This window comes from Thermanaerosceptrum fracticalcis, from assembly GCF_000746025.2.
Classification (GTDB): Bacteria; Bacillota; Peptococcia; order DRI-13; family DRI-13; genus Thermanaerosceptrum; species Thermanaerosceptrum fracticalcis.
Genome location: NZ_CP045798.1, coordinates 3458269 through 3476526, shown reverse-complemented (window position 1 = coordinate 3476526; position 18258 = coordinate 3458269). Strand labels below are relative to the sequence as shown.

The 18258-nt window shown below is 47.0% G+C and carries 15 protein-coding genes; 2 read left to right on the top strand and 13 right to left on the bottom strand.

Annotated elements, in window-relative coordinates; all coding sequences use genetic code 11:
- Positions 1-2 precede the first annotated feature (2 nt).
- Together BR63_RS17645 and BR63_RS17640 are read right to left on the bottom strand one after the other, a co-directional pair.
- Positions 3-2729 carry a UPF0182 family membrane protein gene (locus BR63_RS17645; RefSeq protein WP_051966130.1) on the bottom strand — a complete coding sequence of 909 codons (2727 nt, stop codon included), beginning with the start codon at positions 2727-2729 and terminating at the stop codon, positions 3-5.
- A gap of 40 nt (positions 2730-2769) precedes the next feature.
- Positions 2770-3414, bottom strand: coding sequence for an HAD family hydrolase (locus BR63_RS17640; protein ID WP_051966129.1), 645 nt, complete (start codon positions 3412-3414; stop codon positions 2770-2772).
- Between the two features lie 145 nt (positions 3415-3559).
- On the opposite strand from BR63_RS17640, the gene BR63_RS17635 reads away from it, so the two are divergent.
- Positions 3560-4063, top strand: a complete 504-nt coding sequence (locus BR63_RS17635; protein ID WP_034424721.1) for a flavin reductase family protein — start codon at positions 3560-3562, stop codon at positions 4061-4063.
- A 291-nt stretch (positions 4064-4354) separates the two neighbouring features.
- Here BR63_RS17635 and BR63_RS17630 read toward each other — a convergent pair whose 3' ends face one another.
- The 5 genes from BR63_RS17630 to BR63_RS17610 all read right to left on the bottom strand — a co-directional run bounded on the left by BR63_RS17630 (position 4355) and on the right by BR63_RS17610 (position 11250).
- The gene (locus tag BR63_RS17630; protein WP_034424719.1) at positions 4355-4696 is read right to left on the bottom strand and encodes a hypothetical protein; all 342 of its coding nucleotides are present in this window, start codon (positions 4694-4696) and stop codon (positions 4355-4357) included.
- A 242-nt stretch (positions 4697-4938) separates the two neighbouring features.
- Entirely contained in the window at positions 4939-8454 is a 3516-nt protein-coding gene (gene nifJ, locus BR63_RS17625) for a pyruvate:ferredoxin (flavodoxin) oxidoreductase (RefSeq protein WP_187142740.1), read from the bottom strand.
- Between the two features lie 183 nt (positions 8455-8637).
- A complete protein-coding gene (locus tag BR63_RS17620) occupies positions 8638-9111 on the bottom strand; it encodes a NanQ anomerase/TabA/YiaL family protein (protein WP_034421200.1) in 474 nt (157 codons plus the stop codon).
- A gap of 138 nt (positions 9112-9249) precedes the next feature.
- Positions 9250-10320 (bottom strand): butyrate kinase, encoded by a 1071-nt coding sequence (gene buk / locus BR63_RS17615; RefSeq protein WP_034421199.1) that lies wholly within the window; start codon positions 10318-10320, stop codon positions 9250-9252.
- 21 nt (positions 10321-10341) lie between these two features.
- Entirely contained in the window at positions 10342-11250 is a 909-nt protein-coding gene (locus BR63_RS17610; protein ID WP_034421197.1) for a phosphate butyryltransferase, read from the bottom strand.
- Positions 11251-11409: 159 nt separating this feature from the next.
- Between BR63_RS17610 and BR63_RS17605 the strand changes: the two genes are divergently transcribed.
- Positions 11410-12591, top strand: coding sequence for a cation diffusion facilitator family transporter (locus BR63_RS17605; RefSeq protein WP_034421195.1), 1182 nt, complete (start codon positions 11410-11412; stop codon positions 12589-12591).
- Between the two features lie 190 nt (positions 12592-12781).
- Here BR63_RS17605 and rd read toward each other — a convergent pair whose 3' ends face one another.
- The 6 genes from rd to pfkA are packed head-to-tail and all read right to left on the bottom strand — an operon-like array spanning position 12782 to position 18058.
- On the bottom strand, positions 12782-13468 hold the full coding sequence (rd, locus tag BR63_RS17600; protein WP_034421194.1) for a rubredoxin: 687 nt from the start codon (positions 13466-13468) through the stop codon (positions 12782-12784).
- Positions 13469-13493: 25 nt separating this feature from the next.
- Positions 13494-13742, bottom strand: a complete 249-nt coding sequence (locus BR63_RS20090; RefSeq protein ID WP_051965567.1) for a PGPGW domain-containing protein — start codon at positions 13740-13742, stop codon at positions 13494-13496.
- Between the two features lie 16 nt (positions 13743-13758).
- Positions 13759-14205, bottom strand: coding sequence for a gamma-glutamylcyclotransferase family protein (locus BR63_RS17590; protein ID WP_081908079.1), 447 nt, complete (start codon positions 14203-14205; stop codon positions 13759-13761).
- Positions 14205-15398: a DEAD/DEAH box helicase gene (locus BR63_RS17585; protein WP_153802043.1), complete on the bottom strand. Its 1194-nt coding sequence runs from the start codon at positions 15396-15398 to the stop codon at positions 14205-14207. The genes BR63_RS17590 and BR63_RS17585 overlap by 1 nt, the downstream gene beginning before the upstream one ends.
- 32 nt (positions 15399-15430) lie before the next feature.
- On the bottom strand, positions 15431-17077 hold the full coding sequence (locus BR63_RS17580) for an NAD+ synthase (protein WP_034421190.1): 1647 nt from the start codon (positions 17075-17077) through the stop codon (positions 15431-15433).
- A gap of 21 nt (positions 17078-17098) precedes the next feature.
- Positions 17099-18058 carry a 6-phosphofructokinase gene (gene pfkA, locus BR63_RS17575; RefSeq protein WP_034421188.1) on the bottom strand — a complete coding sequence of 320 codons (960 nt, stop codon included), beginning with the start codon at positions 18056-18058 and terminating at the stop codon, positions 17099-17101.
- Between the last annotated feature and the right edge of the window lie 200 nt (positions 18059-18258).

The window sequence follows — 18258 nt, the reverse complement described above, 5'->3', positions numbered from 1 at the left end:
CCTTAGCTTCTCTCTTCTAAAGACCGCATGATCCTGTCAATCTCGCTCTGTATCTGGCCGTAGCCTGCCCAGTCGCCTGCCTTCAGCTTTTCCTTACTTTCCTTGTGCAGAGTAATCAAGCGTTTGATTAATTCCTCGACCTTGGTTTCTGCCGGAGGCAAAGGTATACCGCCAGTGTCCGTAGGTACAGGTGCGGGGATAGTTGTGCCAAATAAAGATTTCAAGGCTTTTTCCAGGGTGTCTTCCATCACAATCTTGTCTTTGTAGAAAACCAGGACTTTCTTTAACTGGGGGAATTTATTTTGCTCGGCTTCAATATAGAGGGGTTCCACATAGAGGAGGGAGCCGCCGATGGGGTAGACCAGGAGATTACCCCGGAGGACCCGGCTGCCGCCCTGACCCCAGAGGGTGAGCTGCCCGGAAATATAAGGGTCCTGGTCAATCACAGATTCTACCTGCATGGTACCGGGAACCTGGGCGCCCTTGGGGAACTTGTAAAGCAAAAGCTTTCCGTAGTTGGCACCGTCAGAACGCCCCGCCAGCCAGGCCACCATGTTTTGTTTACCTGTAGGAGTAAAGGAACGCATGAGGACAAACTCTTCCTCTTTTTCTCCCGGGAGTTTAATAATGCTGTAATAAGGTTCCTGAACTTGACCTTTACCCCAGTACAGCTCCTGGGCTAACTCCCACCTATCTTCCCGGTTATAAAAAACGGTAGGATTGCTCATGTGATAATCCCGTAAAATCAAGGATTGGATGTTAAAGAGGTCTTCGGGATAGCGGATATGTTCTTTCAAGTCCTGGGGAAATGCCTCCCAGGGTTTGAATAAACCGGGATAAATTTTGGCGTAGACCCTGACAATAGGGTCACCCTGGTCAAGGAGATAATAATTGACCTCACCCGAATAGGCATCCAGGATGATTTTCACACTGTTTCTGAAGTAGTTAAAACCATTTTTGTCATCAACAGCCTGGGAATAGGGGAACTTGTCGGTAACGGTATAGGCATCCATGAGGTAATAGAGCTTGCCGTCTTTCCCCAGAACCAGATAGGGATCCTGGTCATAGAGAAGAAAAGGTGCAATTCTTTTGACACGTTCTTTGATATGGCGTGTCTCCAAATACTGGCTCTCCGGAGTAATGTAACTGGAAAGCAGGTACTTAAACTCCATATCCCTGATGGTTAAAAGGATTTTGTTCAAAAAGTTCATGGGGATGCCTTTTTTGCCCTGGTAAAGGTATTCCTGGTTATCGTCACCTACAGGATAATCGAACTCTTTGAGGCCCGTATTGACGATGACATTATCTTTGGTGGCCTCACCGAAATAAATCCGTGGTTCTTGAACCGCAAAAAGGGGAGATTGGGGTGGTATATCTTTGATTAAGTACTGGGGCAAACCCGCTTCACTAACCAAATTGGCCGGACTCATGGCCAGCCCGAAACCATGGGTGTATTTAAACATCAGGTTATTAAAGGTCCGGGCCTGTTCCGGCAGGGTCTGGCGGTTTAATTCCCTTCCTGCCAGGAGGACCTGGGTCACTTTGCCATTAATCAGGTAGCGGTCCACATCCACATCGACGAAATCGTAATATGAACGGATTTCCTGCTGTTGTCCATAGGTGCTTTTCGTAGCCCGGTGATCCAGGAGCCTGATATTGTCGATGGTTTTTCTGTTTTCCTGTAGATCTTTGGCGGTTAGTTCACCCACCGGATACTCAACCTCTGTCAACTTATCCAGGCCATAGGCCAAACGGGTGTACATAATGTTGCGTTCCAAATAGGGCTTTTCCCGTCCTAATTCATCAGGGGCCACAATAAACTTCTGATATAAACCGGGAAACACTCCCGCAGCAAGCAGGGTTACCAGGAAAAAGACAGGAATGGCAGTGACAGCAAGAAACATGCGTTTACTAAAAATTACGGTAATAAACAAACCCGTTATGACAGAGAAAATCATCATCAGATAATAAGCTGGAAGCCTGGCCCCTATATCGGCAGCACCCGCACCAATGACAGAACCTGCCTGGGAATATAAGAGCTCATAAGTGGATAGTTTATACTGCACAGCTTGCCAGGCCATGAGCAATCCCAGTAGTATCCCAATATGGTTGAGCCCTTTCTTTTCCTCGCCGCTGAATATACGCCTGGTTATGTTCTGGAAGGAAACCTCGCTACGCCGGGGAAAAAATACCAAATAAAGGGTAAGAGCCGCCACCAGGTTGACCAGTAGCCAGACATTCACTACCCGGTAAACCAGCCACAAGACGGGCAGTTTAAAAACATAAAAGCCCACATCCAGTTGAAACTGGGGATCCGTTAAACCAAAGGGCTCAGCATTTAAATATTTGAGAATGGCTAACCACAGGTCTCCTGAATTCCCTATCACAATAAAAGCCAGGAAAGCGGCCAAAGGCAGGACAATTAAAAGTTTTAGGGGTTTTTTGGCTACTTTGAAGACCAGGTAAAGATTAAGAAAATTTAAGGCTGCTGCAGCAGCAAATATTCCTCCTCTTACCAGGACCTTGGCTAAAAAGGACTTCCAAAAAACAGGCCCGTAACCTAAAACACTGAACCAGGTCCAGTCCAGCTTGAAAGAGACAAGAAACCGCAAGATGCTGAAAAGCAAAATTACAGCCAGGAACATTATCAATTTATGAGGAATTTTAGGGGATAATTTAAACTCTCTAACATTTTCATCCCCTGGAGTCCCATGATATCCTCCGTACAACCAGCTCACTCTCCTTTACACAGCTTTTTAAAGCAGGTCACTAAAAAAACAGATCTTTAAGCTCAGCGATGGTTTCAATGTAATAGTCGGCTTGGGCACCTTTAAGTTTTGTTCTGTCACCGAAACCGTAATAAGCACCACAGGTAAGAGTCCCGGCTGCCTTTCCTGCCGCCATATCCGATGGGAAATCACCTATCATCACACTCTCGGCAGCATCGGCCCGAAAGCGCTCTAGTAAAAGCAGGATCCCTTCAGGGTGTGGTTTTAAACAGCTTACGGATTCCGGTCCTACGATATAACGAAAGTATTGGCCAACACCCAGCTGTTCCAGGATATAGCGGGAAAAGAACTCACTCTTATTGGTTACAACCGCCAGATTTTTGTCCTTAAAGTGGTTCAGAACCTCTTTCACGCCAGGATACAGTTTTGTTTTATTGAGACAGGTCGCCAGGTACCGCTCCTTAAAAGTGACCATTGCCTCATTAAAATAGCTGGCGTATTTCTCGCCAAGCCCGTCAGCTACCAGGTTTTTTGCCCCGTAACCAAAGATGCTTTTTATCTCCTCGTAGCTTTTTTCCGGAGCTCCTACGGCTTTAAAAGCGTAATTAAGAGCATCCGCCACATCAGGAAAAGAATCAATTAATACCCCATCCAGATCAAAGAGCAATGTTGTAATTTTTTTCATCCTTAACTCTCGTCTCCTACAAGTATATTTTTTCATATAAATCAACAATACTTTATTATTGTATCATATTTTTGCAAGACTCAAGGTTTTGGCTTTCTGCTCATTTATGGTATAATGCTGGGAGATACTGGTTGGAGGTGTTGTCATGCTTAAAGAAATTCCCTATAACGAACTGGCCAAAGAGGCCCTGGAATACCTTCCCAAAGGGGCTTTCCTCACAGTGGAAGCTAGGGGAAAACTAAATACCATGACCATAGGCTGGGGTTATATTGGCGTCATTTGGGGCAAACCCTGTTTTACCGTGATGGTCAGAGATTCTCGTTATACTTATGAACTGATAGAATCCGCGGATAATTTTACAATAAGCATTCCCTTTGGCAAGCTGAAGGAAGCCCTGGCCACCTGTGGCAGCAAATCAGGCCGCGACATCGACAAATTTAAGGAATGCGGCTTAAAAACCTTGCCTGCGGCCAAAGTGTCCTCCCCTCTGATTGAAGGATGTGACCTTCACTTTGAGTGCAAGATCATCTACAAACAGGCCTTAGACCCCGCTGGGATACCAACAGATGTGGATGCCAAGTTTTACCCGAAAAAAGACTACCATACCCTGTACTTTGGCGAAATAGTAGCCTGCCATCAAGAAGTATAAGGCTCGTAATAGGAAGAAAGGACTGGTGCACACCAGTCCTTTTCTACTACCCTGCCAATGATATACCCATATCCCCTTCCATATGACTAGTCATTTCATATACCATCCGACACAAGCGGGATTTATCATTTTGCCCACCGGTTCACTTTGGACCACTTTTGACAGGGGTTACCAAATGACGTATGATAAGATAGCGAGCACTAAAGGAGGGATGATTCATGGAAGAAGTCGTCCAGCATTTTCTGCGTTATGTGCAATTCGATACCACTCGAAGGGGCACAGCCGCATTTTTTATATTTCTTTATTTATTTCATCCAGCGCCTGATCAATTTCACTCTGCGACATACCGGATTGAATGAGCCGGTAGTTGATAGCATCGGCCCAGAACTTAGTCTTTTCATTAATTTTCCTGTATTTTTTCATTTCGGGTCCTTTTCTTTGGGCCCGGGCCGCACTGTTGCTGGCCAAGATCATGAGGATAAATTTTGCTTTAATATTATCTTCTTTTTCCATTTTTTCATAATTTGCTTTGAGGTAGTCCATAACCTGCTGGTAGTAATCATTAAATTCGGTAAAGGATATTTCTGTATCCATACGTAGGTATTCTTTCATTTTGGCAAAGAAATTCTCCATACTTTCAGCTCCTTAGGTATTTTGTCCTCAAAAATTGTACTACAACATATATTTAATGGCAAGCCAGCACTAAAACCCCTTTTTCATACCTTTTTCAGTTAGTGGACCTATTTCGTCCTCAAATAGCAAACAAAAAAGTAAAGAAAGCCGCACGGTAAGCACAAAACTTACCCTGCGGCTTTCTTTTTATTTTTTATTGTGTGTTACTTTAAGAGCTCTGTCTCGACTAACCCTGTGTTTCATCAGCCCTGGGCCAGGCGCTTATAAGTCTCGTATCTTTCTTTGGCATCCTCTTCCGCCTTGGTAAAGAGGGCTTCCGCAGTTTCCGGGAAAGTGTTAAGAAGCGAGGAATAACGTACTTCTCCCATTAAGAATTCCCGGAAAGAGGCCGTGGGTTCCTTGGAATCTAGCACGAAAGGATTCTTGCCCTGCTTCTTGAGTTCGGGATTATAGCGGTAGAGGTGCCAGTACCCGGCCTCCACGGCCCGCTTTTCTTCCTGCTGGGTGCAGCCCATGCCCAGCTTCAAACCATGGTTGATACAGGGAGCATAGGCAATGATCAAAGATGGACCTTTATAAGCTTCCGCTTCCGTCAAGGCTTTTATCAGCTGATTCTGGTCTGCGCCCATGGCCACCTGGGCTACGTAAACATAACCATAAGTGGCGGCAATCATGCCCAAGTCTTTCTTCTTAACCTTCTTGCCGGAAGCGGCAAACTTGGCTACCGCCGCTGCAGGTGTGGCCTTGGAGGACTGGCCGCCCGTATTGGAGTAAACCTCTGTATCAAAGACCAGGATATTGATATCTTCGCCGGAGGCCAGCACATGATCCAGACCGCCGTAGCCAATATCGTAAGCCCAGCCGTCGCCGCCAAAGACCCAGTGGGAAGGCTTCACCAGGTAATCCTTCTTCTCGGCAATTTCTTGAACCACAGAGAGGTTGGCATACTTTTCCAGTAAAGGCAGGAGTTTGGCTTTAGCCTCCTTGGAAGCATTGCCCTCATCTTTACCGGCCAACCAGAGTTTGAAGGCCTCTTTCAGTTCTTCCGGGATATCCCTTTCTAAAGCCCCCTGCATGAGATCGGTTATTTTTTCCCGAATCTGCTTAATAGCCAGGACCATACCATAGCCATACTCGGCATTGTCCTCAAAGAGGGAGTTAGCCCAGGCCGGGCCCTGCCCTTTGGCATTGGTACAATAAGGTGTGCTGGGGGCGGAAGCTCCCCAAATCGAGGAGCAGCCTGTAGCATTGGCAATAATCATTCTGTCGCCAAAGAGCTGGGTAACCAGTTTGGCATAAGGTGTTTCACCACAGCCGGCACAGGCCCCGGAGAACTCCAGGAGTGGCTGGGCAAACTGGCTGCCTTTAACAGAGTGGAGGTTCCAGAGTCCTTCCTTACAGGCAACGGTAGTAGCATATTCCCAGTTGGCAGCTTCCTTTTCCACCATTTCCGCCACCGGCTTCATCACCAGGGCCTTCTGTTTCGCGGGGCAGGTTTGGGCACAGCTGCCACAGCCGGTACAATCCAGAGGACTGACCTGTATGCGATAGGCCAACCCCTCCAGCTGCTTACCGACAGCTTTTTTAGTAACAAAGCCCTGGGGTGCCTTGGCCTGTTCCTCTTCATTCAGCAGTACAGGCCTGATGGCGGCGTGGGGACAGACATAAGCGCACTGGTTGCACTGGATGCAATTGTCCGTCTGCCATTCCGGCACCTCGATGGCAATGCAGCGTTTCTCGTAAGCAGAAGTGCCATGGGGGAAGGAACCGTCTTCCCGTCCTACAAAGGCACTGACGGGCAACTTGTCACCCTGCTGGGCATTCATAGGTTCCACGACTTTTTGAATAAATTCCGGTACATCCCTGGTGGCAGCGGCCTCCTCCAGGCTGACTTCAGCCCAACTGGCGGGAACATCCACTTTAACCAGGGCTTCCAGGGCCTTATCTACGGCAGCCTGGTTCATTTCCACGATGGCATCGCCTTTTTTACCGTAGGTTTTTTCAATGGCATCTTTCAGGTATGTAATGGCGTCATCAAGGGGAATAACATTGGCCAGTTTAAAGAAGGCAGCCTGCATGACCATGTTAATCCTGCCGCCTAAGCCCAGTTTAGCGGCGATATCCACGGCATCGATGATATAGAAATTTATTTTATTTTCTGCCAGGTACTTTTTCATGTCCGCCGGCAGCTTTTCCGAGAGTTCTTCGGGTTTCCAGTTGCAGTTCAGGAGGAAAGTCCCGCCTTCTCTTAAGCCTTCCAGGACCTGGTACTGGTTTACATAAGACTGTTTATGGCAGGCAATAAAGTCCGCTTCATCAATGAGGTAAGTGGATTTGATGGGTTTCTTACCGAACCGCAGGTGAGAGATGGTCACCCCGCCGGATTTCTTGGAATCATAGGCGAAGTAAGCCTGGGCATAGAGGTCTGTGTTGTCGCCGATAATTTTAATGGCATCCTTGTTGGCCCCTACTGTTCCGTCGGAACCAAAGCCCCAGAACTTGCAGCGGCTGGTACCCTCGGGGGCAGTATTGATCTTCTTCCCCAAAGGAAGGCTGGTGAAGGTTACATCATCCACAATACCAATGGTAAAGCGGTTCTTAGGGGTATTCTCCTTAAGATTATCGAAAACGGCTTTGATCTGGGTTGGTGTGGTATCTTTGGAACCCAGGCCATAACGGCCGCCCACAATAAGAGGTGCATTTTCTTTACCAAAGAACAGGGTGCATACATCCTGGTAGAGAGGTTCACCCAGCGCGCCTGGCTCCTTGGTCCTGTCTAAAACTGCGATTCTCTTCACAGTCTTGGGCAAGACATTGAAGAAGTACCTGGCAGTGAACGGCCTGTAAAGATGTACCTTAATGACACCGACCTTTTCACCTTTGGCCCTTAAGTAGTCAACGGTTTCCTCGACGGTTTCGCAAACGGAACCCATGGCTACGATAACATGTTCAGCCTCGGGATCACCGTAGTAATTAAAAGGATGGTATTCCCGGCCGGTAAGTTTACTGATTTCGGCCATATAGGCTTCTACCAGGTCAGGGACAGCCTCGTAATAGGGGTTGGAGGCCTCACGGGCCTGGAAGAAAATATCGGGGTTCTGCGCCGTACCTTTCGTATAGGGATGCTCCGGCGACAAAGCCCTGTCCCGGAAGTCCTTAATGGCTTGATGGTCAACTAGTTTGGCAAACTCCTCGTAGTCAATGATTTCAATCTTTTGAATCTCATGGGAGGTTCTAAACCCGTCAAAGAAATGGAGAAAAGGCACCCGGGATTTGATGGCTGTTAAATGGGCGATTCCCCCCAGGTCCATTACTTCCTGGACACTGCCGGAGGCCAAAAGGGCGAAGCCTGTCTGTCTGCAGGCCATCACATCGGAATGGTCGCCAAAGATAGAAAGAGCATGGCTGGCCACGGCGCGGGCACTTACATGAAAAACCCCGGGCAGAAGTTCCCCCGCTATCTTGTACATATTGGGAATCATGAGCAAGAGCCCCTGTGAGGCCGTAAAAGTCGTAGTAAGAGCACCGGCAGATAAAGAACCGTGGACCGCACCGGCTGCTCCTGCTTCGGATTGCATTTCGGCTACCCTCACTGTTTGGCCAAAGATGTTCTTTTGACCATGAGCGCTCCATTCATCCACAACTTCCGCCATGGTAGAGGAAGGTGTGATGGGATAAATGGCCGCCACTTCCGTAAAAGCGTACGCCACATAGGCCGCAGCGGTATTACCGTCCATGGTCTTCATCTTTTTACCCATAAGATCTAGCTCCTTATTAATAAAATTTTTTAATACCAATTATATATAAACTTTAAAATAAATTGTTGGAAATATAAGCAAATAACAAAAGTTTTAATTTTGCATATAATCGCGCATTTGTACAACAAAATTTTACTTTTTTAAGGAATAAACCGACCATAATCGTGGCCGGTTTCCGTCTACTTACATTGCGCTAACCGCAATTTTCAGTACCACTTTTTTCACTATAGAGAGCTCTGCCCCGTACATGCAGCCGGGACGGTGGACATCATGGGGGAAGAAAACGGCGTACATCCCCTGGAATACAACCAGGTCGATCTCACCTTTTACAGTTTTGTAAAAGATAGCATCTTTCTCTGCCAGGAGATTTTCTTTTATTTCATGCTCCGGGGAGTTCAGAGCATAACCCATAACCTCGACGCCTTCTGCTATATACTGGACATCAATATACTTTTCGTGGGTTTCCGCTTTACGCTGGGCTTTGGGCTGGGTTTGACTGTCCTGGACCAGGGCAAACATTTTATCACCGTCCAGCTCATAGCGTCCTGGCGCCAGGGTGGAGAAATCAGTGTTAGCCAGGTATGCCAACCCTTTAACCAGCGTAGGTGAGAAGGCGCCTTTTTCTACATCCAAATTTTTGATGTGTCCGAGAATCATCGATAATCCTCCTCCAGGTTGAGATTAGCGCTATAATATTTCCATAAGAATCGACTTAATCCTCCCCTGAATTCTGACATAACCTAAGAAAGCTAAAAATAATTTATGATGTAAAACATTGTTGCGTTTAGTGAAACACTATAAATATTCTTTATAGACCTCTGTCCCCTGTAAGACCCGTAAGGCCCCTCCTGCCAGGGCTTCCATTTCTCCTTCGCCGGGGAAGATCATCACGGGGGCAATAAACTCCACTCTTTCTTTTATCCAGTTAGTTAGCATCTGGGAATAAGCCAGGCCGCCCGTTAGGGCAATAGCCTCCACTTTCCCTTTCAGCACCGCAGCACAACTGCCAATCTCTTTAGCTACCTGATAGGCCATGGCCTCATAAACCAGGCGGGCTTCTTCATTTCCCTGCTTAATCATCTCTTCCACGACCCTGGCATCGTTAGTACCCAGATAACCCACCAGGCCCCCCCGCCCCACAATACATTTGTATACTTCATTCCGGCTCAAGCCCTTTTCAAAGCACATTTCTACAATACTGCCTACGGGAACCCCCCCGGAACGTTCCGGGGAAAATGGCCCATCTCCGTCTAAAGCATTATTAACGTCAATTACCCTGCCTTTTTCATGGGCTCCTACGGAAACACCGCCGCCCATGTGAGCTACTATCAGATTACATTCTTCATACTTTTTGTTAAGGGCCTCTGCTGCCTTGCGTGCAATGGCTTTCTGGTTTAAGGCATGAAAAAGGCTTTTCCGTTCCACCCCTTTCATGCCCGATACTCTGGCCAGCGGCTCCATTTCGTCTACCACTACGGGGTCTACAATAAAGGCAGGGATGCCAAACCTCTCGCCTATCTCTCTAGCAATCAGGGCACCCAGGTTAGATGCATGTTCCTTTTTGGCATGCTTCAAATCATGGCACATGGCTTCATTGACAAGATAAGTTCCGCCGCTAATAGGTTTAAGTAATCCCCCCCGACCCACCACAGCCTGCAAACTACCGAGGGGAATTTGGGCTTCCTCCAGGGAAGAAGTAATTACCTCCATGCGGAATAAAAACTGGTCGGCCACCCGCGGGAACTTCTCCAGTTCCTCCGTACTATGACGCAGCGTTTTCTCAAAGTCCAGGTTTTCATTGACAAAGACAGCAATCTTAGTAGATGTTGAGCCAGGGTTAATGGCCAGGATTTTATAGTTCTCCATCTTATCCGTCTCCTCTTATCTTTATTCATCCCCTTGGGCCAGCAGCATGCTCAAGGCAATAGAATTCAGCTTGGCCTCAGCCGTATCGGCACGAGAAGTAAGCACAATGGGAGCCAGGGCGCCCATTACTACCCCGGCATTATCGGCATTGGCCAGGTAGACCAGGGTCTTATACATAATATTACCCGCTTCAATGTCGGGCACTATAATAATGTCAGCCTCACCAGCAACGGGGCTCTTAATACCTTTGTGCCTGGCTGCCTCCAGGGAAACAGCATTATCCAAGGCCAGGGGTCCATCAATAATAGTCCCTTTGATCTGGCCTCGTTCACTCATCTTGGCCAGCAGGGCAGCATCCACAGTGGCCGGCATATCCTGGTTTACAGTTTCCACTGCACATACCGCCGCCGTTTTGGGCTGGCTTATCTTTAATTTTTTCGTGACCTGTAAGGCATTCTGGATAATTTGTACCTTCTCCGGAAGGGTAGGCGCAATATTCATAGCAGCATCGGTAACCAGCAGTAAACGAGAGAAGTGGGGGACTTCAAATAAAGCTACATGACTGAGAACATTGCCCGTCCTTAAGCCCACATCCTTTTCCAGGATAGCTTTGAGGAAAGGAGCAGTACCGATTAATCCCTTCATGATGATATGGGCCTCGCCCTCACGAATTTTCCTGACAGCTTTACGGGCAGCCTGGAACTGGTCCGGCTCATCAATTACTTTAACCCCTGTTAAGTCAAAAGCTACCTCATCCGCTATCTCACGGATTTTTACCTCATTGCCGATGAGAATTGGCTCGGCCAGTTTCATCTGGCTGGCCATTTTGACCGCTACCAATACATCCTCATCATCGGCTGCTGCCACGGCAATGACTTTTTTTACCGGGTGATTGAGAACTGCCTCTTTGATTTCCTGAAAAGACCTCATAAAGTATCCCCTTTCATCCGTTACTTATCCGTAAAATATAGTTCTGGATAAAACCTGTTTTTCCTGCAATTTTTAACCCGTATTTTGTATTATTGGCCTTTTCTTACCTTTTGTTGTATGATGTTACAGGAACCAATCCCTTCTTAAGAGGTGAATCTTTTGTTTAGTGAATTCTTGGTTAAATCTTTGATCAAAGACTATCAACACACGGAAAAAACTGAAGTACGGGTTAAATACGGCTACCTGGGAGGTGTGGTAGGTATCTTGGCTAACCTCCTCCTTTTTACCGTAAAGTTGACCACCGGTCTGGCCTTAAACAGTATCGCCTTTATCGGTGATGCCTTTAATAATTTAACGGACGTAGCCTCTTCCCTGGTCACCATTTTGGGATTTAAGCTGGCCGGCAAACCCGCCGACGAAGAACACCCCTTCGGTCACGGCCGCCTGGAATACATTGCAGGCTTAATTGTTTCTTTTCTCGTCATACTGGTAGGTTATGAACTGATCAAGTCTTCCCTTGACCGCATTCTTCACCCCGTTCCGGTAACCTTCAGCCTGCCCGCTTTTCTTATTATCATCTTTGCTATCTTAACCAAAGGCTGGCTCTCTCTCTTTAACCGTTACCTGGCCAGGGCCATCGATTCACAAGCCCTTTCCGCCACATCCTTTGACAGCCTGAGCGATATGATCTCTACAGGCTGCATTGGTCTGTCTCTCCTGGCTTCTTTATGGACCTCCTTCCCCTTGGACGGGTATGTGGGAATCATTGTCTCGGGTATTATTCTCTATTCCGGTATCTCCCTGACGAAAGAAACCATTAGTCCCCTGCTGGGAGAAGTCCCTGAGCAGGAACTGGTGGAGAACATCACGAAAAAAGTCCTCAGTTATGAGGGAATAACCGGTGTCCATGATTTAATCGTGCACAGCTACGGGCCCGGCCGGCATATGGCTTCCATACACGCCGAAGTCCCTTCGAATAAAGACATCATGGAACTCCACGAGCTCATCGATCACGTGGAACGCCAGGTTTCCAAAGAACTGGGGATTGTTCTCACCATTCATATGGATCCTGTCAACGTTGATTCGGAAGAATTAATGAGGATGCAGGAAGAAGTAGCCCAGATTTTACAAGAATTTCCCCAGGTACAGTCCTTCCATGATTTCCGTATCGTGGGCAAAAACGAAAAAGAAAACCTTATCTTTGATGTGGTAGTGAAAAGCGGGATGAGTAAAGAAGAAGAAAAGGAGCTCCGCAAAGCCATCACCAGAAAGGTGCAGGAGAAACATCCCCATTTCTTCTGCATTATCACTATCGATAAAGACTATACCGCGCAGGGATAAAATGCGGCTATGCCGCTTCGATTTCCGACATCCGCTTTCCGACTTCCGATTAATTAGATTATACTTTTCCTGAGAAAATATAAAACCAAAGGGTATGCTTTACGTTTCACCAATGAACGATAAAGCATACCTTTTTTGTGATTTGCGCTATTTTACTAAATTAGGCAGCCAGAGAAGATTCAGTCTCCCTTTATGCTATGCTAAATTGCTCTTTCCCTGCACCACAGATGGGACAGACCCAGTCAGCAGGCAGCCGGGAAAAAGGAGTGCCGGGTGCGATGCCCGTCTCGGGATCACCCTGCTCCTGGTCATAAATATACCCGCAAACGTTACATTTGTATTTTTCTCCACTTCCTACTTCTGCTGGGGGCTCATTTTTGATGTAGGTAGGCGCCGTCTGGGGTGCTGCACCCCGTTTAATCTCATGATAGTAGGCATAAGTCATGGGTTCCTCATCTACAAAGATATCAGCATCAATTACCCTGCCAAGGAAAATGGTATGGGTGCCAGCATCTATTTCATCTATCACCTGGGCTTCCAGAAAACCGATACTATAGTCTAAGACAATAGGTACCCCTGTTTGTCCAGGCCTGTATTTTATCCCCTCAAACTTCTCAACTTCCCTGCCGCTTTTAAAACCAAACAACCCGATAAAAGTCATAGGAACGTCCTTATTTAAAATCGCGACAGTAAAAACCTTACTTTCCCGGATAAATTCATGGGTAAGATTTTGTTTGTTTATGCTGACAGCAACGGTCGGGGGTTCAGATGTAATTTGGAAAACGGTATTTGCAATTTGCCCGTTATATTTTTCCCCCTTCTTCGAACTAACCAGATACATGCCATAACTAACCTTGTGCAGAGTTTTGCTGTTCACTTAACCCACTCCTCTCAAAATACATCTAATTCAACCTGATATAACGCTTTGCGATCCCTTTCGCTTTATCAATTTTATCAGCTAACCGGGGAAATCTCCATCTTATTTTGAGTAAGATTCTCTTAGCCCATAGTGAATTATGGGACAGTATATAGAGGCCTATCAGCAAAAAAAGTATCCCTTGTAAAAAAGGAAGAAAAAGGCCCAGTATGCCTAAGAATATAAACGTCCAGCCTAGGCATGACAATAAAATACCTTTAATTCTTGCTTTCATCTATGAAATAACTCCTTTAGATTGCAGGACTAATTTTGTCCTTATCTCTTTTATATTGCACATAGTTGCCCGAGATTATTTGGGGTTCATCTTTAATTTCCCCGTTATAATAGTAAACCCAGGCCATCACCGTATCTTCTCCAGTCAATAGCCTCACCGGGGTCTTACTTCTCATAAATTCACTGGCTTTAAGATCATTGGCATAATAGCCTTCGTACTCATCAAGGACATTAAAACATTCTGCAAAATTTAATACTTCAAACACTTTTCCATAGACTTTAGCCTCAGGGTACATACAAGGTATGGCTCCCGGATATTCCCCTAAATCGTATAATTCTGCCAATATATAGCCTTCAGCAATATACCGGCAATAAGCGGGAATGATTCTGTCGATCTCTGGATCATTGGTACCCGTCAACAGAGAACCGTAAACAAATAAACAGTCTTCTTGCCTCTCCATCATTAACCATCCTTTTTCCTGTAAAGCTGGCGGTGCTTTTTCTCTTTCTTTTTCCTGTAGTCTATGGGAAAGACCCGGTTTTCGGCAATTCCCATGTGCTCAATGGAAGTTTGCAGCAGTTTCTGGTATTTGGCCATAATGAATTTTTGTTCTTCCGTGACAAAACTGATGGCCGTTCCCTTTTTACCGGCCCTCCCAGTGCGTCCCACCCGGTGGAGATAGTGTTCTTCATCTACGGGCAAATCGAAATTAAAGACCACGTCTACTCCGGGAATATCCATGCCCCTGGCCAGGAGATCCGTTGTTACCAGGAGGTCGGCCTTTCCCTGGCGGAATTTTTCCAGAACTTCTTTACGATGGGGCTGGGCTAAATCACTATGGAGCCCAACAGCATTGAGGCCTAGCTCCTGCAGCCTCCCCGCCAAAGGTCCTACCCCTTCATTGCGATTGATAAAAACCAGGGCCTTTTCCGGCCGGTAAATACGGTAAAGTTTGAGAAGGGTCTGGGTTTTGTTCCGCTCATTACACGTAAAGTAAACATGTTTGATAGTAGAAGGTGTACGCCTTCCCTCCCCGGTCTGAATAAACTGGGGCTCGGACATAAAACTCCCGGCATTCTCCAGAACTTCCGGCGGAACCGTAGCTGAGAAAAAAAGAACCTGCCGCGTTTTCAGGGTAGCCTTGAAGACCTTTTTTACATCCTCCATGAAGCCCTGTTCCAGCATCTTATCCACTTCATCCACCACAATAGCCCGGACAGCCTGGCCATTAATTTTACGTTTTTGCAACAGTTCCGCTATCCTTCCGGGCGTTCCCACGGCCACTTTGGGCTTTTCTTTTAGGGCTTCCAGCTGTCTGGCGGGATTAGCTCCGCCGATGAGAGGCACAGCCCCTATGTTATCTGCCACTTCTTTAAGCTGCCTTAACACCTGCATGGCCAGTTCCCTGGAAGGTACAAGAATCAAAACTTCCAGATCCTTCGTTTCATGCTTAACATTCGTAAGCAAGGAAGCCAGATAAGCCAGAGTCTTGCCGGTGCCTGTGGGTGACTGGACAATCACATTCTTCCCGGCCAAAATGGCCGGGATAGCCGCTTTTTGCACTTCGGTAGGCTCCTTAATTCCTATAGCCTTCAACTTTTCAACTAACCACTGGGCCACACCCAGATTAAGAAAGCTGACATTCTGGGACATCATATCCAACCTACTTTCCTACTTCCTAAGATAGATTAGCTGTCCCGTTTAGCGGCAAGAGGTATCCTGCGTCCTATGCCAAAGGCTTTCGTATTGACCTTAAGACCGGGGGCAGCCTGTCTTCTTTTATATTCATTCTTTTCCACAGTTTTTATGACCCATTTTACTGTCTCCGGATCAAACCCCTCCTCAACCAGGTCTTGCGCCCCATAGCCTTCCTCAATGTATAATTGCAGGATTTTGTCCAGGTACGGGTAAGGCGGCAGCGTATCCTGGTCTGTCTGGTTGGGCCTGAGTTCTGCGGAAGGCGCCTTGTCAATAATCTCCTGGGGTATGATTTCACCGTGACGATTAATAAATTTAGCCAGTTCATAGACCATGGTTTTGGGCACATCGGAAATCACGCTTAATCCCCCGCTCATATCACCATAGAGGGTGCAGTAACCCACAGCCATTTCACTCTTATTGCCTGTAGACAGGACAAGATACCCAAATTTATTGGAAAAAGCCATCAAAATATTACCGCGTATCCTGGCCTGGATGTTTTCTTCTGTGGTATCTGCCTCTCGCCCCGCAAAATGCTTCTTTAGTGTGTCTAAATAGGCCTGGTAAATACCTGTGATGGGAACCACCCTAAATTCCACACCCAGGTTGGCTGCCAATTTCCGGGAATCTTCCATACTTCCCCGTGAAGAGTACGGTGAGGGCATGGATATCCCCAGGACATTCTCCGCCCCTACGGCCTCTTTGGCGATACAGCAAACCAGGGCCGAGTCAATACCGCCGGATAACCCTATCACCGCTTTTTTAAAGCCGCTTTTCTTCATATAATCCCTAACCCCTAAAACCAAAGCCTGATAAACGGCTTCGATTTTCTCCTGGGGCTTGTACAGTCCGGGTATGCCCTTTTCACCGGTATCTACGGTCTTTATCTCTTCCTGGAAAGCTTTACAAACAAGCAAGGGTTCACCCTTTTTATCGAGAGCTATACTTCTCCCGTCAAAAATCAGTTCGTCATTGGCTCCCACCTGGTTGACATAGATGAAAGGCACCTCGTATTTTCGGGCATGATTTTGGATCAACCTGTATCTGATTTCCTCCTTTCCCACATAAAAAGGAGAAGCGGAAATGTTGATTAAGAGGTTGGCGCCTTGGACCGCCAGTTCCTCAATGGGGTCAAAGGCATACATTTTTCTTTTCGGCCACAGTTCCGGGTCGTTCCAGGCATCTTCACAAATAGAAATACCCAGGGTTTCCCCTTTGAAGGGAATGGTTTGGATGGACGGCGCAGGGTCAAAGTACCTGGCTTCATCAAAAACATCATAAGTAGGCAGCAGGGACTTATGCTGGCTTAATAATATCCTCCCCTGGTAAACCAGCAGGGCGGAATTATAGAGACCTTTTCCCGTATTTTCTCCTGAGGTAATAGGCGCACCAAAGAGCAGTCCAGTCTCCGGAAATTTCACCGACTCCACCACAATTTTATCGATGGCAAGCCGGATTTTATTAATGAAGGAGTCCCGTTCCAGGAGGTCCCGTGGAGGATAACCGGCAAGAAACAGTTCCGGAAAAACAATTAAATCAGTATCGCAGCTGTAATGAGACAATGTATCTATAAGCCTGGCCATATTGCCCTCAATGTCGCCAACCACCGGGTTTAGCTGGGCGATGGTTATTTTCATGTTTGCTTCTGCCTCCTCCAATTAGATGGACAAAATCCCCGCCAGGTTGTACTGGTCCAGGTCAATTTCTTTTTTCTGCTGTAAAGCCCATTGGATATCAAAGCTTTTGATTTCTTCTCCGGCGATTCCTATCATCTTTGCCCGCTCCCCTTTTAAGAGAAGTCTTACGGCTTCCGCTCCCATGCGGCTGGCGAGAATACGGTCCAGAGCTGTAGGTGTCCCGCCCCGTTGAATGTACCCTAAAATAGACAACCTGGTTTCCAAACCGGAAAGTTTAGTAATCTTCTCAGTGATTTCCCGTACATCACCGACGCCTTCTGCCACCAGGATGATACTATGGCGCTTACCCCGGGCCAGCCCCCGCCTGATGTTATCCACCACAGTTGTCACATCGGCAGGAATCTCGGGAATTAAGATGGACTCCGCTCCCCCTGCCAGCCCTGCGGCCAAGGCAATAAAGCCGGCGTTTCTTCCCATTACTTCAATAACAAAGATGCGCTCATGGGAGGTTGCCGTATCCCTGATCTTATTAATAGCATCAACTACCGTATTTACCACGGTATCAAAACCAATGGTCAGGCTGGTACAAGGGATATCATTGTCAATAGTACCGGGCACACCAATCGTTGGTATTCCCAGTTTATCCAAGGCCGCGGCTCCCCGGAAGGTCCCGTCCCCGCCGATGGCCACCAAACCCTCTATCCCCGCTTCTTTCATTTTTTGCACTGCTCTTTGACGGCCATCTTCTGTAAGGAACTCCTGGCTGCGCGCGGTATGTAGGATAGTACCCCCCCGGTGGATAATGTCGGCCACAGAACCAAGGTCCATTTTCACGAATTCGCCATGGATTAAACCGCTGTATCCCCGCATGACGCCAATAACTTCCACATTATGATAGATGGCAGTTCGTACAACTGCCCGGATAGCCGCATTCATGCCCGGGGCATCGCCACCGCTTGTTAGTACCGCAATACGCTTCATATCTGCCACTCCTTACTATATTGTTGCAATAGGATTTAAACATAATATAACACAAAACAGGGTTTCACAAAAACTATGGCTCATAGAGCATTTTACGGGTCATCCCTCCGTCAATGATCAGGTTAATACCCGTAATGAAATGCTCTTCTTCCCCCCTTCATCAACCGTATACTAACAATTACATCATACTAGAACATAGG

Coding starts and splice junctions, on each gene's coding strand:
- BR63_RS17640 (WP_051966129.1), bottom strand. CDS start 3,414: ATGAAAAAAATTACAACATTGCTCTTTGATCTGGATGGGGTATTAATT.
- BR63_RS17635 (WP_034424721.1), top strand. CDS start 3,560: ATGCTTAAAGAAATTCCCTATAACGAACTGGCCAAAGAGGCCCTGGAA.
- BR63_RS17630 (WP_034424719.1), bottom strand. CDS start 4,696: ATGGAGAATTTCTTTGCCAAAATGAAAGAATACCTACGTATGGATACA.
- nifJ (WP_187142740.1), bottom strand. CDS start 8,454: ATGGGTAAAAAGATGAAGACCATGGACGGTAATACCGCTGCGGCCTAT.
- BR63_RS17620 (WP_034421200.1), bottom strand. CDS start 9,111: ATGATTCTCGGACACATCAAAAATTTGGATGTAGAAAAAGGCGCCTTC.
- buk (WP_034421199.1), bottom strand. CDS start 10,320: ATGGAGAACTATAAAATCCTGGCCATTAACCCTGGCTCAACATCTACT.
- BR63_RS17610 (WP_034421197.1), bottom strand. CDS start 11,250: ATGAGGTCTTTTCAGGAAATCAAAGAGGCAGTTCTCAATCACCCGGTA.
- BR63_RS20090 (WP_051965567.1), bottom strand. CDS start 13,742: ATGAAAGCAAGAATTAAAGGTATTTTATTGTCATGCCTAGGCTGGACG.
- BR63_RS17590 (WP_081908079.1), bottom strand. CDS start 14,205: ATGATGGAGAGGCAAGAAGACTGTTTATTTGTTTACGGTTCTCTGTTG.
- BR63_RS17585 (WP_153802043.1), bottom strand. CDS start 15,398: ATGATGTCCCAGAATGTCAGCTTTCTTAATCTGGGTGTGGCCCAGTGG.
- BR63_RS17580 (WP_034421190.1), bottom strand. CDS start 17,077: ATGAAAATAACCATCGCCCAGCTAAACCCGGTGGTTGGCGACATTGAG.
- pfkA (WP_034421188.1), bottom strand. CDS start 18,058: ATGAAGCGTATTGCGGTACTAACAAGCGGTGGCGATGCCCCGGGCATG.